The organism is Paenibacillus sp. RC67 (assembly GCF_030020805.1).
Classification (GTDB): Bacteria; Bacillota; Bacilli; order Paenibacillales; family NBRC-103111; genus Paenibacillus_S.
In genome coordinates, this window is sequence record NZ_CP125098.1 from 3,206,823 (window position 1) to 3,227,609 (window position 20,787).

Sequence of the window (20,787 nt, forward strand, 5' to 3'; positions counted from 1 at the left end):
CATGCATTGTAGCACAACCAATTTCACAATTCAACTTTGTATCTATCAAGTGTATCGATCAAGGAATCCACTCGGTAAAAATGCTCAGATAGACCACCAAGGAGCAATGGTTACCCATTGTCCCGGCAAACGATGGTGGATGATTAAAGGTGCAGAGCAATGGTTGATGCCGGTGGTGGCAAAAGAAATAATATCTGCTGTAGCAGGAGGCGCTGAATACTGATGACGTTGGAAATGCAAAAGGAGACAGGTAAAGCCGTACAATCAGTCCTTCGGTCGGAATCGTCGGCAACTTTGGCGTATATACGAAATATAAATTCAAAGTGAGGCGCGCTCCGGTTAAGGCTACCGTATTCCGGGTCAGGGGATAAGATATTCAGGATCCGTTTATTATGGAAAGAATTATCAAAGGCTGCGAAAAAAGAGACCTGATGTTAAAAGAGAGAATCATTAGATTCTGTGGGTATCTCCCAAATGAAACCCATCCATGTATGTAAGTTAAATTTAACTCCTGGGTATGATTTGATTTCCTCACGCAAGCTCGTCTATTCGCGAGATTTCATCCTTTAGGTTTCGAATGATGAAAGATTACTTTACATGCATTGGGTGTACTAGCTACCGTTAGGTAAAATTGCTTTTACGGTCGAACCTTCATAAAAATTTCCCTGCAGCAAAATATGCTCATAAGGTAAATGCGGGTTAGCCAAGCGCCAAAGCATACGTTCGGCAGCGCGGATTCCGGATTCCTTGATCATCAGAATCGGCCTGGATAATTCCGGTACGAAATCGTTCTTGGCATGCGCCAAATTGATCATTGAAACGTCCTGCGGTATTCGCATGCCTAGCTGGCTGCAAGCATTGTATATCCAGATGAGATCATGACTTACCGCACTTAAAATCGCCGTTGGCTGATATTGCTGCAGCTTTTGCATCAACAGCGCCATCCCGTTTTCTTGACTGCTTAACTCCCCGGTCATATGGTCGTCTTGATTCACATTGATTCCCGCCACGTTCGTCGCCGCCACGAAGGACTGCCAACGAAGAATAAACCCTCTGTGAGTGCCGATATTCCCGATATACATAATTCGAGTATGCCCTTTAGATAACAACTGTCGCACCGACTGGTGAATGGCGGTCCCGACGTCCCAAACGATACTATCCACCTTTGCCGCCGGCCCCGGGAAATTGATTAAAATACGTGGAATGGAATATTGCAGCAGATGTTCTTCCTGTTTGCTTCCGATCATCGGAGTAATGAATACGCCGTCACAATATTCCAGCTGATGCATTTTCGACCAATTTGGAAGCGTGTCAGTTGAATCGAGATGATAAGGAATGGTCACCATCTCGATCGAATGACCGTATTCCGACAGCTTCTCCTGCAACCCGCTTAATATCAAAAGAATCATGTCGAAAGTTTCGAACTTATCGGATATGACCATCTTGAACCTTGAAGGCTTGTGGGGATGCAGCGGAATCCGTTCAACCGCATGAACACGCTCCTGATCCTTCGTCCAGTATCCGATTTCCCGCGCGATTTTAAGAACATGATTTCTGGATTCCTCCGACATGCCGGGCAAACCGCGCAAAGCTTTGGATACCGTATGAACTGACAGTCCCGATTGGCGTGACAAATCCTGCAGCGTTACTGACTTTTTCTTCCGCATGAGTGTCTGAGTCTCCTTTAGTTTCCCGTTTTTTAGTTTGATTGTAATTAAAATGAAAGTATTCTTCAACTAGTTATGAAAGTTGAATTTTAATAAAATCAAATTAAAGCGGATACAAAAAATGACATTCAAGCAAAACAAAGGGTCAAAGGAGAAAAGCCATGCAGAGCATTGACTTTGGGAAGATTAAATATGATACCGATACTACCGTCGAAACGAATCCGCAGCTGGTACACGCGGATTTATGCATCTACGGAGCAACATCGGCAGGGATTGCCGCCGCCATCCAGGCTCACCGGATGGGGTTGAACGTGGTCATCGCCGAGTTTGGCTTCCATCTGGGCGGATTGACGACAGGCGGATTGGGTGCGACGGATATCGGCAATAAAGCAGCGATTGGAGGGATTTCCCGAGAATTTTACAGTGCGGTCTGCAAGCATTATGGAAGTTCGGAGCCGGATGGAACGAAGTGGACCTTTGAACCGAGTGTGGCTAAACGGATTTTTGAGGATTGGCTGCAGTCGGCGGGGGTGTCCGTCTACTTCGAGCAGCAGTTGGATCGGATCGAAATGAGGGAAGGGAAATTATTGTTTCTTGTCATGAGAAACGGCATCCGCTTCAGCGCCCCGGTCTTTATCGATGCCACGTATGAAGGCGATTTGCTGGCGCGTGCCGGTGTCTCTTATCATGTCGGGCGGGAAGCGAACTCGGTTTACCAGGAGACGCTGAACGGCGTGCATTACGGACATCCGAATCACAATTTCAAAGCGTGGGTCGACCCTTACGTCATTCCGGGAAAACCGGAAAGCGGATTGATTCCAGGTGTGACGGAAGCGCCAGTACTTCGGCAAGGGGATGGCGATTCTAGCGTGCAGGCGTACAACTTCCGCATATGCCTGACGAATGTGCCCGAGAACCGGATTCCGTTTCCGCAGCCGCCTGGCTACGATCCGGAAGAGTTCACGTTGCTAGCAAGGTACATTAAGGCGGGCGTGTGGGACGCTTTGCGCTTGCACAAAATGATGCCGAACGGGAAAACGGACTTGAACAATTTCGGGGCGGTATCCACCGATTACATCGGTGGCGGCGACTTATGGCCGGAAGGCGATTCGCTGGTCCGGGAACGTCTGTTTCACGCGCATCTCCGGTACAATTTGGGGATGCTGTACTTCCTCAGCCATGACGAACGGGTGCCTGAGCCGATCCGCCGGGAAGTCGCCCAATGGGGATTACCTGCTGACGAATATCCGCTCAGCGGGCATTGGACGCCGCAATTGTATGTCCGGGAAGCGCGCCGCATGATTTCGGAGGTTATCATGACCGAGCATCATTGCCGGGGGTATGCCGTTGTCGAAGACCCGGTCGGCCTGGCGGCGTATACGATGGATTCCCACAATTGCCGTCGGCTCGTTATTGACGGGAGGTGCGTCAATGAGGGCAATGTGGAGGTCGTACCAAGTGCACCTTACCCGATTTCGTACCGGGCCATCGTGCCGAAAGCGGAGCAATGCGCCAACTTACTTGTGCCGGTCTGTCTGTCGTCCTCTCATATTGCTTTCGGTTCGATCCGAATGGAGCCGGTCTTCATGATCCTCGGACAATCGGCGGCGACGGCTGCCGCATTAGTGCTCGAAGCGGGGTGTTCCGTACAGGAAGTGGATTACGCGAAGCTTCGAAAGAAGCTGCTGGAAGATAAACAGGTGATTGAATGGAACAATCGATAAAGGGGAGAGTCGTATGACGGCAATGGCGAAACTGTGTCAGACGGGTATTCTATTGGCGCTAGGTTCGGCGTTTGTGGCTGCCTGCACGCAAAGTAGCGGCAGCAAGGCAGAGGCGGATGCGAACTCCGCCTCCGGCGCCTCCTTAACGGACCCCATCACGCTGCATTACTACACGAATGACAATACAAAGTGGCTGGAGCTCGAGAAGCAGCTAATCGCTAAGAAGTTTCCGAACGTGACCCTGAAGGTTACACTGGAAAAAGATATAAAGATGGATCAACTGGTCACAGCCGGTGACATCCCGGATTTCCTATCGTTTAGTCTTGGCTCGTTTTGGGATTTGAAAAGTACCGGACTTATCTCCGATATGACGCCACTGATGAAGAAATATCGGTTCGACGAGAGTCGTTTCATTCCCGGCGTAACGGAAAGCGTTCGGTCTTATTCGGAAGGCGGGGAAACGCTGTTTTTGCCGTTTGAGCTTAACAGCAATGTTTTATTTTATAATAAAACGATTTTTGATAAATTCGGCGTCGCTTATCCGCGCGACGGGATGACCTGGGAACAAATTTACGAGCTTGCACGAAAATTGTCCCGTAACGAAAACGGTACGGAGTATCGCGGGTTCATTTTTCAGCATCAAAATCTGGTATGGAAAAACCAGCTAGGCCTGACCTTTGTCGATCCGAAAACGAACAAAGCGGCGATTAACACAGCCGAATGGAAACGATGGCTGGACGTGATGGGCGGGTTCTATTTCATACCGAACAATGACTACAAAAATTTAACCTTCTACAAGGAGCAGACGGTTGCGATGTGGACCGGGCCGAACATATTGACCTCTGTGATCGAGGCTGAAAATACCGGGCTGAACTGGGATGTGGCCTCCTTGCCGCAGTTTGCGGGCAACCCAAGCGGGGGAACCCAGATGATTGCACCGTTCTATGCGATTCCTCCGAATAGCAAGCACAAGGATGAAGCATTCCAGCTTATTGCTTATTTGCTTTCGGATGAAGCGCAGATCGCCAAAGCGAGACAGGGCAAAGCTCCGATCGTAGACAACCCGGTTGCGGTGCAGCAATTTGCTGCTGATTTGCCGGGGATTGCAGGGAAAAATATGGGTGCTTTCCTGAAGGATAAAATCGGCAAGCCGGCCGTCGTCACGAAGTATGACGGCATCGCCAAGGACGTATTCTACAAGACGGCGCTCGGCAAAGATTTTTATACGCGTACGAAAGACGTCAACACCATTCTTCGCGAGGCGGAGGATGAAATTAACCGAAAAATTGTAGAGGTTCAAAAATAATTCCGGAACGTTAGCCAATCGACTCTATGAATGCGATTTCTTTTTTTTGATACAGAAGAACCGCAGGTAGATGAGCTATTCGTAACGCATTAAATATAAGATTAGGAGGTTGAGAGCGTTGACTGAGACTAAGAACACTAGCAGAAGAAATTTCGTGAAAGCGATAAGCGCCGCTGGCGTATCGCTGCTGGGGGCCGGCGCGCTGTTAGGCGCGGTCCCAGCGTCTTCGCAAACGGTCACTTCGTCCGTATACGGAGGTGATCCGAACGGCTCGCCGCCATACTGCGGAGATCTGCTGCTGAATGTGAAAGATTACGGAGCCGCAGGCGACGGTACGGACGCGACGCAAGCATTTCTTGACTGCTACCGCGATATGGCTGCAAGAACGAATAGGGGGATTATATTCATCCCGGCCGGGGATTACATAATAAGGCAAACCATCCCGCATCACAGCTGGATTCAAACGATCGGGGCAGGCAAAAAAGCAACCAATCTGCTGATCGATCATAACGGGCCGGGCTTTGAGTTTGTGGTTGGTGACGACCGTAGAACGCCGGATCAAGGCGGCGATACCGTTATGAGAGGACTGACGATCAAGCGGAAAACGGCGCCCGTTGACAAAATAACCGGCAATTACGCGATCCGGGTTCACGGAACGTTCGGCTACACGATCTTTGAAGATATTGTAATCCGGGATATGGGCGACAGCGCGATCATGATTTATGACGAAACAGGCATCCGCGGAACCGGTCCGACCGTTTTTCATAATATGGAAGCGGTTACGAATTTGTTCGGGTACGGCCTCGAGTGCATCGGGACGTTTGCGAACATTTACTGTGATAAGTTCCATTCTTGGGGAAATGCAGGCGGATATCATTTTGACGCGACGCCTGAGTCGCCTGAAACTCCGGACGGGAAGCGGAGAGTCAATTATTACCCGTTTCAGATCGTCATACGGGATTGCGACGCCGAGTGGGCCGGTGGGTATTCCGCCAATTTCGTTGCCACTGCGAAATCTCCTCTGCCTGCGCTGCGGGCGAGATTTATCAGAGGACTGCATGTCAGCGGGTCGACGCTGATCAACTCGACCAATTCCAATCAGCATTTGGTCGATCTGGATTACTGCCAGAATGTCGATCTGAACGGCGGAAGCGATCTCATCGCACGGGGCGGTGCCGAATATGACGTCGTCCATCTCGGTCCGGGCTGCTCGTACGTGAATATCGGGAACGTCAACATTTATGGGAGTGACCAATCCAGATACGGCATATACGCAGACAACGTCAAGGGACTGGCGATTCGTCAGCCGAAAGTCGCAGGCGTACGCAACTCCTTTAAAATTACGGTTACGACCAATAAAGCGTATCTAGAGACGGAGAAATACTGCGGTTTCCTGGACCGGACGTATATCGGATTTTCCACGACGATGCCGCTGAGCGCATTCGAAACGCCACTATACAGCAATTCCGCCAAGGCATGGGTGATTTTCGGCTGGAACGGTTCGGCCGTCGCCCTCAAGGATTCGTATAATGTCTCATCCGTTAGCAGAACTTCAGCCGGCGTATATGTCGTGAATTGGACAAAGCCGTTCGCAACAACCAATTATTGCGTGCTGGTTAACGGCAAGAAAAGTTCCGGAATCGGCTTGCTGGAAACTATGGGCTACGGCCAGGGCAGCGTAATCGTCAATGGTTTCGGTACTGACGCGGTGCCCGCTGATTTTGAAACCGTTTCATTGGTTGCATACGGGAATTGAATGCCGGTCCGAATCGCATGCATAATAGCTTTTACGTCTACAGGAAGTACATGAACCTGCTTCTAGGAGCAGGTTTTTTCATGCAATCCAATAGAGCTGACGCACCTATTTGCACTCATAGCATATCATCGGCTTATTTTCCATACTTCCAGTACTATTCTCCATTTACTACATAGGGCGGTTACATACTGATTCGAATTCCCTTTGGCGTCATGAAGAAGGGACAGCGGTTCAGTGAAGAAAAATGATGTAGGATATCCCTCGATTCGCAGAATTATCGGTAGCGCGCTCCTTCCAAGAGCATAAATGGGTCTTCGCCTAATGACATCAAATGTAGAATGAGGGATTCGCATATGACATTAGTGATTTATTTAATAATAAACCTGGACTGGACATTAAGCATGATGAAGACATTACAGAAGAATGGAGAGAATGGTAATGAAACAGAGAAATTTGTTAGCAAACTAAAAAATGAATATAAAATAATTAATACCACTACCAGTAAATGACTGTAGTGGTATATTTGTTATGATGGCTCGTAAGTCTATAAAGGGAGAGTTGAGCCAACCATATCTAAAGGACGTAAAAAAATGACTAATAAATTAGTAATCATTGAACGTGTGCCAACAATAGAGGAATATACCAAACTATGCACTTCGGTTGGATGGAGAAGTGTAATGAATTTTGATGTCGCTCATGAGGCGTTAAATAACTCTTTATATGGTGTAGTTGCCATAGTGTCTGATGAGGTAGTTGGAATGGGACGTGTAGTAGGAGATGGCAGTATATACTTTTACATTCAAGATATTGCCGTCATGCCCGAATATCAAAATAACGGTATAGGAAAAGAAATTATGAATTCTATAATAAACTATTTAAAAACTAATGCGCCTGCAAAAGCTTTCGTGGGGCTGTTCGCTGCCAACGGTACTGAAAGATTTTATGAAAGCTTTAAATTATATAGACATAATGAATTAACCGGATTATTTAGAGTTATATAAAGGATTATTGTTAATTTATCATAGTTTAACTACATGGTGGGATAAAAATGAAGATTTTTCTTGTAAGACATGGTGAAGATGAGAGCGGTTACCGAGGTGGTTGGAGCTCGAGAGGACTGGTTAGTAACGGTATATCTCAATCAAGGAAGCTTGCTGAGTATTTACATCAGAATAAAGATATGTTTAAGATAAATACCATTTTTAGTAGTGATTTAAATAGAGCAGTAGAAACATCAAGGCCTATTGAAACAATGTTAAATATTCAAGCTGGTTATTTTCCACATTGGAGAGAAATGAATAATGGACTTTTAGCAGGCTTAGCAAATACGGAAGCGGAAAGAGATTTTCCTGGGGTTTATTTTAATACTTTACAAATGGACGAGGCTTTCCCAGGTGGTGAGAGTCCCATTGCATTTTTTCAAAGAGTTAAGAGCGTATTTGAAGAATTCTGTAGTCAAATTGAGCGCCGTGAAGTTAAATCGAATGTACTCATAGTAACACACGGAGGGTTTATCAACGTACTATACTATTTGTTGAATGGGTTAGAGTGGACTAATAAATCCTCTTTTTATCCGATAGGTAATGCGAGTGTACATACTATAGAAAAAACAGATGATGGTTGGGAAATAACGGAGAGCAACGATATGAAACACCTTGAATAGTTGTAGTTAAATCATATTTCCAAATCGGAGGTAAAAAATGCTTTATATTATTGGAGGTACTTCAAGAAGTGGGAAAACAACAACAGCAAAAAGAATATTGAAAGAAGCACAAATACCGTATTTCTCTCTTGATTATTTAATGATGGGCATTGCGAATGGTATTCCAGAACTCGGAGTGCAACCAACTGAGGGCGACTTAATTACTGGTAGACGTATGTGGAAAGTAGTTCTTCCTTTAATGACAGCCATGATAGAGAATCATATTGATTACACAATTGAAGGTGTACAACTTTTGCCTAACAATATCCGAGAACTAGAACAGAAGTTTCCATGTCAAATAAAATCATGTTTTATTGGCTTAGCCGAATTAGATGTGGAAAAAAGTGTAGAAGCAATGAAATATTATTCCAGTCAAACGGAGAATGATGGTTTTATCGACCTTAGTTATGCTGAAACTGTTACTGAATTAGAACGCATAAAATCAGATAGCCTAACAATAAGAAAGGAGTGCGGCAAGTATAATCTTAAATACTTCGAAAGCTCAGTTAGCTTTCATCATACAATTGATGAGGTAGTAACTTATTTAATGAAATTCTAATGTTATAGTAGATAAATATAGTGGGTGATTTCAGTGAACATATGCATTGAAGGGCCAAGTGCAGTGGGGAAGACTACCTTATGCCGTAATTGATAATAGACTATTTGAGCAAAACTATGGTATTTATGAAGGAGTTTCGCGTGATTCGCAAGATTTTAAAGATGTGAAGAAGCAGTTTACGTACAAAACTTCCAGATGGAGAGTCCGTACTTCAAGTGGTATATCGAGTATATGATTTAATTGAAGAAATCAAAGAGAAATATCGCAATAACAAAGTGTTTCTTGTTACCCACGGGGGTGTCTGTAGAGTCATGAATACATATTTTAATGATCAAACGAACGAAGAGTTTTATGAGTATTACACGGGGAATTGTGAGTTAAAAGAATATACGTTGAATTAAAATACATTTTCAAAAGGAAAAAAATATGATGATTTCTTTTCAAACTGGGACGAATAAGTTTCAGTGTAGAGCGGCAAGTATCCTATTTCATAAAAATAGAATACTTTTTCAGAGACAAAGTCAGGATGACTTGTGGTTTATTCCAGGTGGCCGAGTTGAATTTGACGAAAGCGCTGACTATACAATTGATAGGGAAATGCAAGAAGAGTTTGGAGTTACTGTATTAGATAAAAAAATGATATGGATTGTAGAAAATTTTGTATCATTTCCTGATATGCAGGTTCATGAAATCGGGTTCTTTTTTCTGGTTACTTTATCGGAGGATGAACCCATTTATTCTAACGATACAGAATTTAAAGGTTTAGAAGATGGGTTCGTGAACAAGTGGATTCACTTAGATCATCTTGAAAATTATAAGATCGTTCCAGAGTTTGTCGTACCTGAACTTAAATGTCTTGATATGAATAATGGAATAAAGCATGTCATTAATCGAAGTGTTAGAAGTTAGAAGAATGTAGGAGCAACCGATGATGGAAAATAAGCACAGCCCCGATATAGCAAAAAACGTCTTTACAATCCAGTGCGAAGACATTGTACTGCGAGAATATAGGCTGGAGGATCTGGACGACTTTTATGAGTTGACTCAGCAACCTGAAATTTATCGGTACTTGCCAGGGTGGAACGTCTCGAAGGAGCGTAGGCTAGACTGGATGGTCAACTATGAAATAAAAGAAAACAAACAGTTTCTCAAAGCGGTGTCGGAAGGTGGACATGTAGACGAGCTTCGTTTGCGTCTAGGAATCATTTTGAAAGAAACGGGAAAGTTCATTGGTTGGTGCTGTACTGGTATGAAAAAAGAGCTGCCACCTCCTAACCGTGAGATCATGTATGCGGTCTCCAAAGATCATCGCAATAAAGGCTATACCACTCAAGCAGCGCTAGGGTTGATCCAATATTTGTTTGAGAATACTGACGTTGAAATTCTTAACGTGATCGCCTTACATAACAATATTCCTTCCAATGCCGTTATCCAAAAATGCGGATTCATTTATAAAGATCGCATAGAGATTCAAAGTGAGTATTACAATCACTACACACTTAGTAAGTATTAATGAGAAAGAGGGGAGACTATTGAGCACCATCATCACCTTGCTGTTATACTTTATAATAGGCTTGGGAAGTCTGCCAGCAGGTAACTTAGGTCAAGAACCGATACAGCAGAATAAGGAACCTTTGTATGAAACACTACCAGCAACCCCGAAAATATCTCAGGTAAATAGGGCTCAAATTCCAGAGAGGCTTTCAAAGCTTAATGAGGTTTATGACCGACTTTCATTGGAGCTGATCGAAATTAATCCCAAGAAAGACGGGATATATTTGACGGTTAGAAAGCTGTATCATCATCGTGAGAAGCTGAGTAAAGAGGAAGAAGAGCAGCTGAGACAGGCCATTTATGAAGCACTAGACCAATCGTTTCCATTATACCTTGACACGTATCTCATTTCCGATAAACCAAACATTGTGGGGATTATATCCAAAATTGATAGTCAAGAAAGTAAAATTTTAGTAGTGGATAAAGAACCATTTGCAATGAATGCCCCTGTTATGCAGAATGCTAACTGGTTATCGTTTTCCAAGGATGCTACCTTAAGAAGTAAGAACGGACAACAGAGTATTACATTTGATGATTTCAAGATAGGACAACAAGTAGAAGCATGGACATCCAAGTTCAAAGCGATGAGTTATCCTGCGCAAACACGGGCTTATGAACTAAATATACTGGAAAGTCAGAAATAATGCAGGTTCGAAATATTCAACTGGAAAAGTTTGTTGGAGGATTTTGGCAAATGCACCTAGACCATATAACTATAATAAAAAACCACTGCTATTCTGAATTGCCCCCCAACTGTTAGTTCGTAACTAATAATTGGACTGCTGTTCATTTTGGTCAGTGGTTTTATTAGTATGCCAAGCTAAGCTGATTGCTGTAAAGACTCTTTTATACTTGTTTTTTTCCCCGCTTGATAACTGATTACAGCCCCTACTAATGCTAGTGCAGCCAGAGAGGCTGCTAACCAAGGTACAGAAGGCAGGCCGGTAAACGTAATAGCAAGTCCGCCTAAATAAGCTCCGCCAGCATTTCCCAGATTGAGCGCCGAGTGACTGGAGGTTGCAGCAAGCATTGGCGCTTCCCGGGTCAAATTCATTATACGTATCTGAATGCCAGGCATAATACCGAATGCCGCGACACCCCAACAGAAGATAGTGATGATAGCCGTATAGGGATTATGAAGCGTAACGGTCAATAGAGCAAGAATAACGACTAGTATTGCAAAGTTAGCCATTAATGAAGGCATCAGCTTCCAGTCCGCTAATTTCCCGCCAACCATATTTCCTATGGTTACCCCAAATCCGAATAATACCAATATCCAAGTCACACTATGTTCCGCAAAGCCTGTGATCGTTTCTAGCATTGGAGTAATGTAAGTGAACACGGCGAAAAGACTGCCGCAGCCAAGGGCTCCTGTCAGCAATACCAGAAGTACCTGCGGATTAATCAAGCTGCGAAATTGCTTTCCGAGATTGGCTGCCTTCTCCTGTTGCAACACAGGGATAAACCGAATGATGCCCATCAATGAAATAATTCCCAAAATGGTAATTGCACCAAAGGAGGCTCTCCAGCCGAGCTGCTGACCGATGAATGTCCCGAATGGAACACCGATAATATTAGCTATCGTAAGTCCTGCAAGCACTATGGATACAGCACCTGCCCGTTTGTCTGGATGCACTAAACGAGTAGCCATGAGCGAACCGACGCCCAGAAAGGTTCCGTGGGCAAAGGCGGTCATAACTCGCGCGGCAATAAGTAAAGAGTATACAGGAGCAATCATGGAAAGAGCGTTTCCGATGATAAAAATACACATCAGCAAAGTAAGCAGCCTTTTTTGCGGAATACGATGTGTCAACACGGTTAATACAGGCGCTCCTACTGCGACTCCGAGCGCATAGCTTGTAATGAGCTGCCCAGCTTGAGGAATGGTAACATGCAGATCATCAGCAACATTGGGCAGCAGTCCCATAATAATAAACTCGGTCATCCCGATAGCAAAAGCTCCCAAGGTGAGACATAAGAGGGAGATGGGGAACCGTCCCTTTTTTGGAGAGGAAGATTCTAAGCTGTTAGTCAGGTTCATATTGGTTTTATTTGTCTCCTTATCCGAAAATCTTTGAATTCTATTTACCCTTTTCTATAGTAGGCCATTGATAGGTACAGTAGGCTCCTGAGTAAGTATATCAGGTTTGCAAGGATGAAGGGGATGAAATTTTATAAAAAAATGATATGGCTCCCTTCTACAGACTGGAATATTAAGGAACAAACGACCGTATTCTGAAAGGAAGGCACAAAATAGGAACTCAAACAAGATTCCTATGAAGTTTGGGTGAGAAAGGAGTGAGAGCTCCTGCAAATCCACATTCTCAAGGTGTAGGAGGTGCTGCCCCATTCGTCTGAATAAGCTGCGAACCATCGCAGTGGTACTGCTGTGCGGCTGCGGAATAGTGCTTATCCTGTATCCGTGGTGGGATCGTTTTATGCAGGAAAAACAGAGGCTTTCTATGTTGGAGCAATGGAATACGTTGCGAGTTCAGTCCTCAGTACCAGATACGACAATGCTGTCTTTGCAAACCTCTTCCTTAACTAATAATGGAATATTGGAGGAGGAGTCCAGTCAGGAACAGCCGGAGGAGACGATCTATATCGATGGATTCGCTGTTCGAGGGACTATGGCAATCGATAAGCTTAACCTCAAGGAGCCGATCGTTGAAGGTGCTGATCCTGAAGCTTTGAAAACAGGAATCGGTATAGTTGAACCGGATCGAAGTCCAGGGGTACTGGGTAATTTTGTTGTTGCAGGACATCGGAGTTGGACTTATGGCAAGCAATTCAGCCGTCTAAATGAGCTGGATACCGGTGATAGTATCGTAGTCGATACGACAAAGCACTCATTTAAGTATACCGTTACTGCCAAATTTCTTGTTAATCCGGATGACTTGTCGGTATTGGAGCAAAAAAAGGACAAGGCCGAAATGACTCTAATCACGTGCGAGCCTAAATATAATCCAACTCATCGGCTTATTGTCAAAGCTGTATTGGAGATGTAGGCACGCAGTATTGAATGAGGAGAAATGTAGCAATGAGAAGGTTTTTAAGAGGGCAAGCCTTGGTCTGGGTGCTCCTGATGATGTTCAATCTTATTTTGACACCTATGACGGCAATGGCTGCCGATGAGCCTGACAACGGGATACAGATTGCGATGAGAAGCACGGAGTCGGAAGTAGCAACAGGAAAAAAATTCACGTTAGAAATTGACTACAGCTTGTCGAGTACGACACAGCAATATACGAATGCTCAAGTTGTCGTTCCTTTGCCTAAGGAGCTTAAATTTGATTCTGCCGTGAATGCGAATGATACTACATATACGTATAATGCCACAAGCAACACGGTAACCTTTAAGTTCAATAGTGCTATTAAAGCAGGTACGACAGGAACGCTACAAATGAATGTCTACTTTCCGAATTTCGTTACCCCTAACGGAATAAAGGCCAGTGTCCAGAGCCAGTTTGAAAGCAGCCAAGGGATTCTAAAGTCGAACTCAGTTCAAGTAACGGCTCAGGCTGCTGTCGATTGGGAATTCAAGAAAGAGAGAACAAGACCGATTGCTGGCTTGAATCCTAAACCGGGCAGCGAAGTGGAGTACAAAATTACGTTTTATAATAAGAACTCCTCAAATTATGGCAGACTAGAGCTTCGCAATGTTGTCATCCAGGATACGCTGCCAGCAGGTGCTCAATATGTATCGTCACGCCCGGCAGCCACGGTGATTGGCAATACAGTAACCTGGAACGAGGGGACTTTTGGAGAAAATATAGGCTATAAGGAATACTATATAACCGTTAAGTATCCTATGAATATGTCTGGTGAAATTACGAATCATGCGGAAGCAACGTTCAATCCTTTAAACCAGGATAAGGTCACCTTGAAAGCGGAGAAAAAAGATTCATTTACCAATGATCCTGGCAATGGCGCTTCCGGTTTTTTTAAGATAGTGAATGATAAACAGAAAGAGATTTCTCCGGGGCAGATTGTTAATTTCAATATTTATAGTCTATACAATTCAGCCAATGTCAATCTGCAAGATTATGTGTTCACTGACATGACGCCTGAAGGATTGGAATTGCAGCAAATAACTACACCTACATTTAACGGTATTTCAACGTATTCGGTCGAATATACGCTTTCCAATAATCCTAATGACCCATGGAAAAACTGGGGGACGGTTCGTGCCGATCAGAATATCATTCTGAAAACAAGTGATGCACCCTTTTCTGGAGCTTCCGTTAAAGGGATTCGTTTCATCTTTGGAGAGGTGCCAGTAGACTTTTATCAGAATGGAAATATGGAGATTCGCTACATGCTAAACCCAACTTATGCGGCTCCAATAGAACCTAACGAAATCAATAAAATTACTAACACAGCTAGCTTGAAATACAGCTTCCAGGGCAGCATGAAGGAGCAACAAAGCAAGGCTTCTATTTATGTAGTTCAGAACCGCCCATTAGTCGAAGTTACTAAGAAAGTAATGAACGGTGCAAGCTTCTCACCTGGTGATACGGTAAAATATCGAATTTCGGTACGAAATACGGAGTTCAGCAGCTCCAATTTCAACAATCCAATCATTGAGGACCTGCTTCCGGAACAGTTGGAGTATTCGGCAGGCAGCGCTGTTGTCGTTAACGATAGCGGATTGAATCTTTCTGCACCGAAGTTTGAGCAATCCATTGATGCTGCCAGTGGCGGAACTTTGCTTAAGTGGTTGTGGAGTGATGTCAATCCTGCTGTACTTGGGAATGACAAGAAGATAGAGCTAGAGTTTGACGCTAAGATTAAGACAGGTACGCCAGCCGGCTATATAGACAATGAAACGGATATTACCTCGGATAAACATGCCTATTTGAATAACATTGATTTTGCAAAAAAGAAGAAGATGAATGGCAAATGGTATGTTTATAACAACGCTGCCTTTTATGTGAACTCCGTTGTAAAAGTTGAATCTGTCAAATGGGTGCAAGGGGATTTGGATGGAAGCAATTGGACGAAATACCCCGATAAAGGTATCACGACACCTGGCGGTAAGGTCGAATATAAGCTGCAAGTAACCAATGTGGGCAATATCCCTGTAAGAAGCCTATTAATTGTTGATGCTTTACCTAGGGTTGGGGACAGGGGAGTCATCGATACGTCGCCGCGAGATAGTAAGTGGAGTCCAGTATTGACAAGTAAGTTGAGCACTCCTAGCTTTATTACCGTGTATTACACTGCCGATACGATCATAACGATGAGTGGAGGGCTTTGGTCCAAGGAACCACCAGCTGATATTACTAAGGTTACGGGAATCAAATTCGAATTCTCTGATGATCATGTGATTGCGCCGGGTGCTCAGGAAGAACTGAATTGGGTCATGCGTGCTCCAGTCAATGCTCCTACAGGGGATCAAACTGCGTGGAGTTCCTTTGGTTTCACGGCCAAACGCAATGATAACGGTAAATCGTTGTTAGCCTCAGAACCTCTCAAGGTAGGCGTTGTCGTTAAGGAGGATGCTAAAGGAGAGATTGGAGACTATGTTTGGCTTGATATGAATGAAGACGGGATTCAGAACGAGCCCAAAGAACAGGGTATCAATGGAGTCCGAGTAGAACTCTATAACAAGTCAAACGAGCTTGTTCAATCGACTATAACGAGCAACGATCATGCCGGTAATCCGGGGTATTACTTGTTTACCAATTTGGATGCAGGCAGCTATAAAGTGAAGTTCATTCGGCCGGATGGCTATAGCGGATGGACTAAAGCGAACGTTGGAGATAATAGGGCAAGCGATTCCGATGCAGATTCGGATGGCTGGACCGGTGTCATCAGTTTAGCAGCAGGCGACAAGATACATACGATCGATGCCGGGTTAATTCCTCCCAAAGGAAAGATTGGAGATAAGGTTTGGTTAGACAAGAATGGTGACGGCTTGCAGGATGCAAATGAACCTGGACTTGGTGAAGTCACTGTGAACTTGTATGACAAAAACGGTTATTTAATGGCAACGACCGTGACCTCCGGTACTGGATTGTATGAATTCAATCATTTGACATCAGGGGACTATGTCGTAGAATTTGTTCTTCCTACGGGTCTCGCTTTTACAACAAAAGGTGACGGAAGCAAGCGCGAGATAGATTCAGATGCAGATGCTGCAGGTAAGACAGGGATCATCTCGTTAGCTCAGGATGAAGTCAATTTGACCATTGATGCTGGAATACTGGAGCCGAACTCCAGCTTGGGCAACAGAGTCTGGCTCGATGATAATCGGAACGGCCTGCAAGATGCAGGGGAACCAGGCATGAATGAGGTTACTGTCCAGCTGTTAGATGAGAAAGGCCAGTTATTAAGAAAGACGTCAACAGTAAAGGATGCCGTTTACGGTGACGGTTATTATCAGTTTGATAAGCTCTGGGCAGGCAAATACATCGTGCAGTTCGTTCTCCCAAGCAGCTCCTATGAATTTACAACGCAAGGTTTAGATCCGAAGTCTGATATCGATTCAAATGCCAATCCGATTGATGGTAAAACTCCTTTGATTACACTGGGTTACGGCGAGTCGAATCCCACGATCGATGCAGGGCTCAGGAAGGTAATACAGCCGCCTGCGCGTGGAAGTATTGGGGATACGGTCTGGTTAGATACCAACGGGGATGGCATTCAAAATGACGGAAATAGCGGTGTTAATGGTGTCGTTGTGAAGCTATTTGATGATGCAGGAATATTGCAAAGCTCGACGGTGACTGCATCGGTCTATAAGTCAGTTTATAATTCCGTTTACCAGTCGGTTTATTCAACTAATGGATACTACCGCTTCGACAATGTGTTTGCAGGCCGCTATGCTGTCAAATTTGAGCTGCCAAATGGTTTTGCGTTTACGCAAAAAGGAGCCGGTAACGACAGTGCACTCGATTCTGACGCTAATGCAGACGGAATGACGGATTGGTTCACATTAGAACCAGGTCAGATCAACATGACGGTGGATGCGGGGTTGGTTCGAATAACGGAGCCACCGGCAAAAGGTACGATCGGTGATTATGTCTGGATCGATGATAATGAAGACGGCATTCAGAATGATAAGGAACAAGGGCTAAATGAGGTTACAGTGAAGCTCTACAATGATACTGGTCAGCTTCTTAAGACAACTGTGACGGGAACGGTATACGGCCGAACGGGGAACTATCTGTTCGACGATCTTCAGCCAGGAAGCTACAAGGTCAAATTTGATCTCCCTGCGGGTTATGAATTTACTTCAAAAGGTGCAGGGGACAACAGAGCTGTAGATTCCGATGCCAATCCGGATGGATTCACAGATGTAATTACACTCGCACCGGGTGAGAAGAACCTGACCATCGATGCAGGACTAAGAAGGCAAGCAGTAACTCCGCCTAAATCGGGTAAAATAGGAGATTTGGTGTGGATCGATTCGAACCGTAACGGAATTCAAGATGCAGGGGAGACAGGGCTGAACGGCCTCTTCGTGAACTTGTATGACGAGTCTGGACGTCTTCTGATGACAACAGTAACTGGAACCGTATATGGTCAAACAGGTGCTTATTCCTTCGACAATCTCCAAGCAGGGAAATATTTCGTGAAGTTTGATCTTCCATCCGGTTTCGAGTTTACACAGAAGGGGAGCGGCTCAGATAGAGGCCTCGATTCCGATGCTAAAGCAGACGGAACCACAGATCTTATTACACTTGCTGAGGGCGAAATTAATTTGACGATTGACGCAGGATTGGTTAAAGTCGACGACGGCGGAAATCCTGGCACAGGTCCAGATAATCCAGACGCAGCCATAGGCGATTATGTCTGGCTGGATACCAACGGGGATGGCATCCAAAATAACGATGAGCGAGGCATGAATGGAGTTATAGTGAAATTGTACTCCGATAGAGGTGTGCAGCTTACATCCACGGTCACAGGGAATGTTTACGACAAAGCAGGTTTCTATGTGTTCGATAACCTGCAGCCAGGCAGTTATGTTGTGAGGTTCGAGCTTCCATCAGGCTACGAGTTTACACAGAAAGGAAAAGGTACAGATCGAACTGTTGATTCCGACGCTAATGCAGATGGATCAACGGATGTCATTACTCTGTTAGCCGATGAAAGAAATCTTACGATCGATGCAGGACTAAGACTCAAAACAACCGATCCGGGGCCATCCGATCCAGGCGATTCTGGCGGTGGCGATGGTGGTGGTTCTCCAAGCGATCCTCAACCAGGTGGAGGAGGAGAGCCGGGTAACGGCGGATCTGGTGGGCAGCCAAGCGGCCAACCCGATACTAACAATCCGGGAGGTAATGTTCCTGGTACTCAACCTGGCACTACACCGGGAGGTGGGCAGCCTACTGATAATAAACCTGATGGAAGCCAACCTGGAACGGATTTGCCAAGTGAAAAGCCAACGGAACCGACACCTAATAAAGGGCAGCAGCCGGACAGCACTCCGACCAACGATAAAACTCCAGACCAACATAATGGAGGCAAGCAGCTTCCTTTAACTGGAGAATCCTTACCAGTTACACCATTCATTGGATTGTTGTTGTTTATTGCAGCTGCTGCACTTTATTTCAGAGGAAAGAAATCAAAGCGATAAGCAGCATGCGTTTCGTGAAAGTAACAACTTGAAACAAATACCCCATTGGGTATATAGAGTTAAACTGGTTTGCATGAAACAAAATGGGTAAATAACCAGAGCCGCGTTCATCGCGGCTTTTTTGTTCTTTTTTTCATATCAAAAAACCCGCCTAACTATAACAGTTAGACAGGCTTGAGCGTGAGCAAGCATTAAAATACTTTTGTTGTCCAGGATTCGCAGTTCCAAATATCCGTAACGACATCACGATAAAATTCAGGTTCGTGAGAGATGAGGAGGATGCTGCCTTTATAGGCTTTGAGCGCGCGTTTCAGCTCTTCTTTAGCGTCGACATCCAAATGGTTGGTCGGCTCGTCAAGCACGAGCAGGTTTGTTTCACGGTTGATGAGCTTGCAAAGACGAACTTTGGCTTTCTCACCACCGCTTAGAACGGCAATTTTGCTTTCAATATGCTTCGTTGTTAGCCCGCATTTAGCCAATGCCGCGCGTACTTCGAATTGGGTAAAGGAAGAGAATTCGTTCCATACTTCCTCAATACAAGTATTATAGTTGGCATCCTTTGCTTCCTGTTCGAAGTAACCGATGTTTAAGAGATCACCAAGCTGTACAGTGCCGGACACAGGCTTGATTTCGCCCAAAATGCTTCGCATCAAGGTCGTTTTACCGATACCGTTGGCACCCACAAGTGCAATCTTCTGCCCACGCTCCATACGCAGCGTAAGCGGTCTGGATAATGGAGAATCATATCCGATAACCAGGTCCTCGGCTTCAAAGATCATCTTGCCGGACGTTCTAGCTTCCTTGAAGTTGAACTGTGGTTTCGGTTTTTCCTTTGCCAGCTCGATTACATCCATCTTGTCGAGCTTCTTCTGTCTGGACATAGCCATGTTACGAGTAGCAACACTGGCTTTGTTCCGCGCAACGAAGTCTTTCAAATCGGCAATTTCCTGCTGCTGGCGCTTATAGGCAGATTCGAGCTGCTGTTTTTTCATTTCATGAACTTGCAGGAAATGATCATAGTCGCCCACATAACGGTTCAGCTCTTGGTTCTCCATATGGTAGATCAGGTTTATAACGCTGTTCAGGAACGGAATGTCATGTGAGATCAGAATGAAGGCATTCTCATATTCCTGGAGATAACGTGTTAACCAATCAATGTGCTGTTCATCGAGATAGTTGGTCGGCTCGTCCAATAGAAGAATATCTGGTTTTTCGAGCAGAAGCTTGGCAAGCAGTACTTTCGTGCGCTGTCCGCCGCTGAGATCGTTAACGTCCTTTTCCAATCCAATGTCGGTAAGTCCGAGACCGCGGGCGGTTTCTTCGATCTTGGCGTCGATCAAGTAAAAATCTTGATTCGTCAAAGTATCTTGAATCGTTCCAACATCCTCTAGCAGACGCTCCAGCTCTTCTGGAGAAACATCACCCATTCTGCCGTACATATCATTCATTTCTTGTTCCATATCGAACAAGTACTGGAAGGCACCTTTTAGCACATCGCGCATCGTCATTCCTTTGTTCAACACGGCATGCTGGTCCAAATAACCGACACGCATCCGTTTGGACCATTCGACTTTTCCATCGTCCGGCTGAAGCTTGCCTGTAATAATGTTCATGAAAGTGGATTTGCCTTCGCCGTTGGCTCCGATAAGCCCGATATGCTCGCCTTTAAGAAGACGGAAGGAAACATCATTGAAAATAGCGCGATCCCCAAAACCATGACTTAATCGTTCTACATTTAATATACTCATTTATGACACCTTTTCTATATAAACTTATTTTCTCGTTATATTATATACGGTATGCAGCGAAGAACTCAATGAGGAAGCTTAAAAACTTGCAATCTAACAATATAAACTTAAGTAATCACCTGTTTTTCATGGATTATGACCTGTGATTTTCCTCACTTACTTCAATCGTTTCCATCCTTATAAT

Annotated in this window: 15 protein-coding genes and 1 pseudogene; 13 read left to right on the top strand and 3 right to left on the bottom strand. The window is 44.8% G+C overall.

Annotated features, from left to right (window positions below; all coding sequences use genetic code 11):
- Window positions 1-49: 49 nt before the first annotated feature.
- Entirely contained in the window at window positions 50-223 is a 174-nt protein-coding gene (locus QMA13_RS14705; protein WP_282942271.1) for a hypothetical protein, read from the top strand.
- Window positions 224-611: 388 nt separating this feature from the next.
- On the opposite strand, the gene QMA13_RS14710 is transcribed toward QMA13_RS14705, so the two are convergent.
- Window positions 612-1,667, bottom strand: a complete 1,056-nt coding sequence (locus tag QMA13_RS14710; RefSeq protein ID WP_282942272.1) for a LacI family DNA-binding transcriptional regulator — start codon at window positions 1,665-1,667, stop codon at window positions 612-614.
- 161 nt (window positions 1,668-1,828) lie between these two features.
- Here QMA13_RS14710 and QMA13_RS14715 point away from each other — a divergent pair, with 161 nt between their 5' ends.
- From QMA13_RS14715 to QMA13_RS14755, 10 genes and pseudogenes are all read left to right on the top strand, one after another.
- Window positions 1,829-3,391: an FAD-dependent oxidoreductase gene (locus QMA13_RS14715; protein ID WP_282942273.1), complete on the top strand. Its 1,563-nt coding sequence runs from the start codon at window positions 1,829-1,831 to the stop codon at window positions 3,389-3,391.
- 13 nt (window positions 3,392-3,404) lie between these two features.
- On the top strand, window positions 3,405-4,697 hold the full coding sequence (locus QMA13_RS14720; protein ID WP_282942275.1) for an ABC transporter substrate-binding protein: 1,293 nt from the start codon (window positions 3,405-3,407) through the stop codon (window positions 4,695-4,697).
- A gap of 118 nt (window positions 4,698-4,815) precedes the next feature.
- Window positions 4,816-6,453, top strand: a complete 1,638-nt coding sequence (locus tag QMA13_RS14725; RefSeq protein ID WP_282942276.1) for a glycosyl hydrolase family 28-related protein — start codon at window positions 4,816-4,818, stop codon at window positions 6,451-6,453.
- Between the two features lie 590 nt (window positions 6,454-7,043).
- Window positions 7,044-7,454 carry a GNAT family N-acetyltransferase gene (locus tag QMA13_RS14730; protein ID WP_282942277.1) on the top strand — a complete coding sequence of 137 codons (411 nt, stop codon included), beginning with the start codon at window positions 7,044-7,046 and terminating at the stop codon, window positions 7,452-7,454.
- Between the two features lie 47 nt (window positions 7,455-7,501).
- Window positions 7,502-8,116 (top strand): histidine phosphatase family protein, encoded by a 615-nt coding sequence (locus QMA13_RS14735; RefSeq protein WP_282942279.1) that lies wholly within the window; start codon window positions 7,502-7,504, stop codon window positions 8,114-8,116.
- 37 nt (window positions 8,117-8,153) lie between these two features.
- Window positions 8,154-8,714 (top strand): nucleoside/nucleotide kinase family protein, encoded by a 561-nt coding sequence (locus QMA13_RS14740; RefSeq protein WP_282942281.1) that lies wholly within the window; start codon window positions 8,154-8,156, stop codon window positions 8,712-8,714.
- 194 nt (window positions 8,715-8,908) lie between these two features.
- Window positions 8,909-9,115: pseudogene (locus QMA13_RS36575) on the top strand (histidine phosphatase family protein); the annotation flags it as partial.
- Window positions 9,116-9,140: 25 nt separating this feature from the next.
- Window positions 9,141-9,623 (top strand): NUDIX hydrolase, encoded by a 483-nt coding sequence (locus QMA13_RS14745; RefSeq protein ID WP_282942283.1) that lies wholly within the window; start codon window positions 9,141-9,143, stop codon window positions 9,621-9,623.
- 19 nt (window positions 9,624-9,642) lie between these two features.
- On the top strand, window positions 9,643-10,227 hold the full coding sequence (locus QMA13_RS14750; protein ID WP_282942284.1) for a GNAT family N-acetyltransferase: 585 nt from the start codon (window positions 9,643-9,645) through the stop codon (window positions 10,225-10,227).
- Entirely contained in the window at window positions 10,190-10,912 is a 723-nt protein-coding gene (locus tag QMA13_RS14755) for a DUF3221 domain-containing protein (protein ID WP_282942285.1), read from the top strand. Before QMA13_RS14750 ends, QMA13_RS14755 begins: the two co-directional genes overlap by 38 nt.
- 176 nt (window positions 10,913-11,088) lie before the next feature.
- On the opposite strand, the gene QMA13_RS14760 is transcribed toward QMA13_RS14755, so the two are convergent.
- Window positions 11,089-12,309: an MFS transporter gene (locus tag QMA13_RS14760; RefSeq protein ID WP_282942286.1), complete on the bottom strand. Its 1,221-nt coding sequence runs from the start codon at window positions 12,307-12,309 to the stop codon at window positions 11,089-11,091.
- 397 nt (window positions 12,310-12,706) lie between these two features.
- Between QMA13_RS14760 and QMA13_RS14765 the strand changes: the two genes are divergently transcribed.
- Both QMA13_RS14765 and QMA13_RS14770 read left to right on the top strand, forming a co-directional pair.
- Window positions 12,707-13,276, top strand: coding sequence for a class D sortase (locus QMA13_RS14765; RefSeq protein WP_282942287.1), 570 nt, complete (start codon window positions 12,707-12,709; stop codon window positions 13,274-13,276).
- A 32-nt stretch (window positions 13,277-13,308) separates the two neighbouring features.
- Window positions 13,309-18,855: an SdrD B-like domain-containing protein gene (locus QMA13_RS14770; RefSeq protein ID WP_282942288.1), complete on the top strand. Its 5,547-nt coding sequence runs from the start codon at window positions 13,309-13,311 to the stop codon at window positions 18,853-18,855.
- Window positions 18,856-19,046: 191 nt separating this feature from the next.
- On the opposite strand, the gene QMA13_RS14775 is transcribed toward QMA13_RS14770, so the two are convergent.
- A complete protein-coding gene (locus QMA13_RS14775) occupies window positions 19,047-20,603 on the bottom strand; it encodes an ABC-F family ATP-binding cassette domain-containing protein (RefSeq protein ID WP_282942290.1) in 1,557 nt (518 codons plus the stop codon).
- Window positions 20,604-20,787 lie beyond the last annotated feature (184 nt).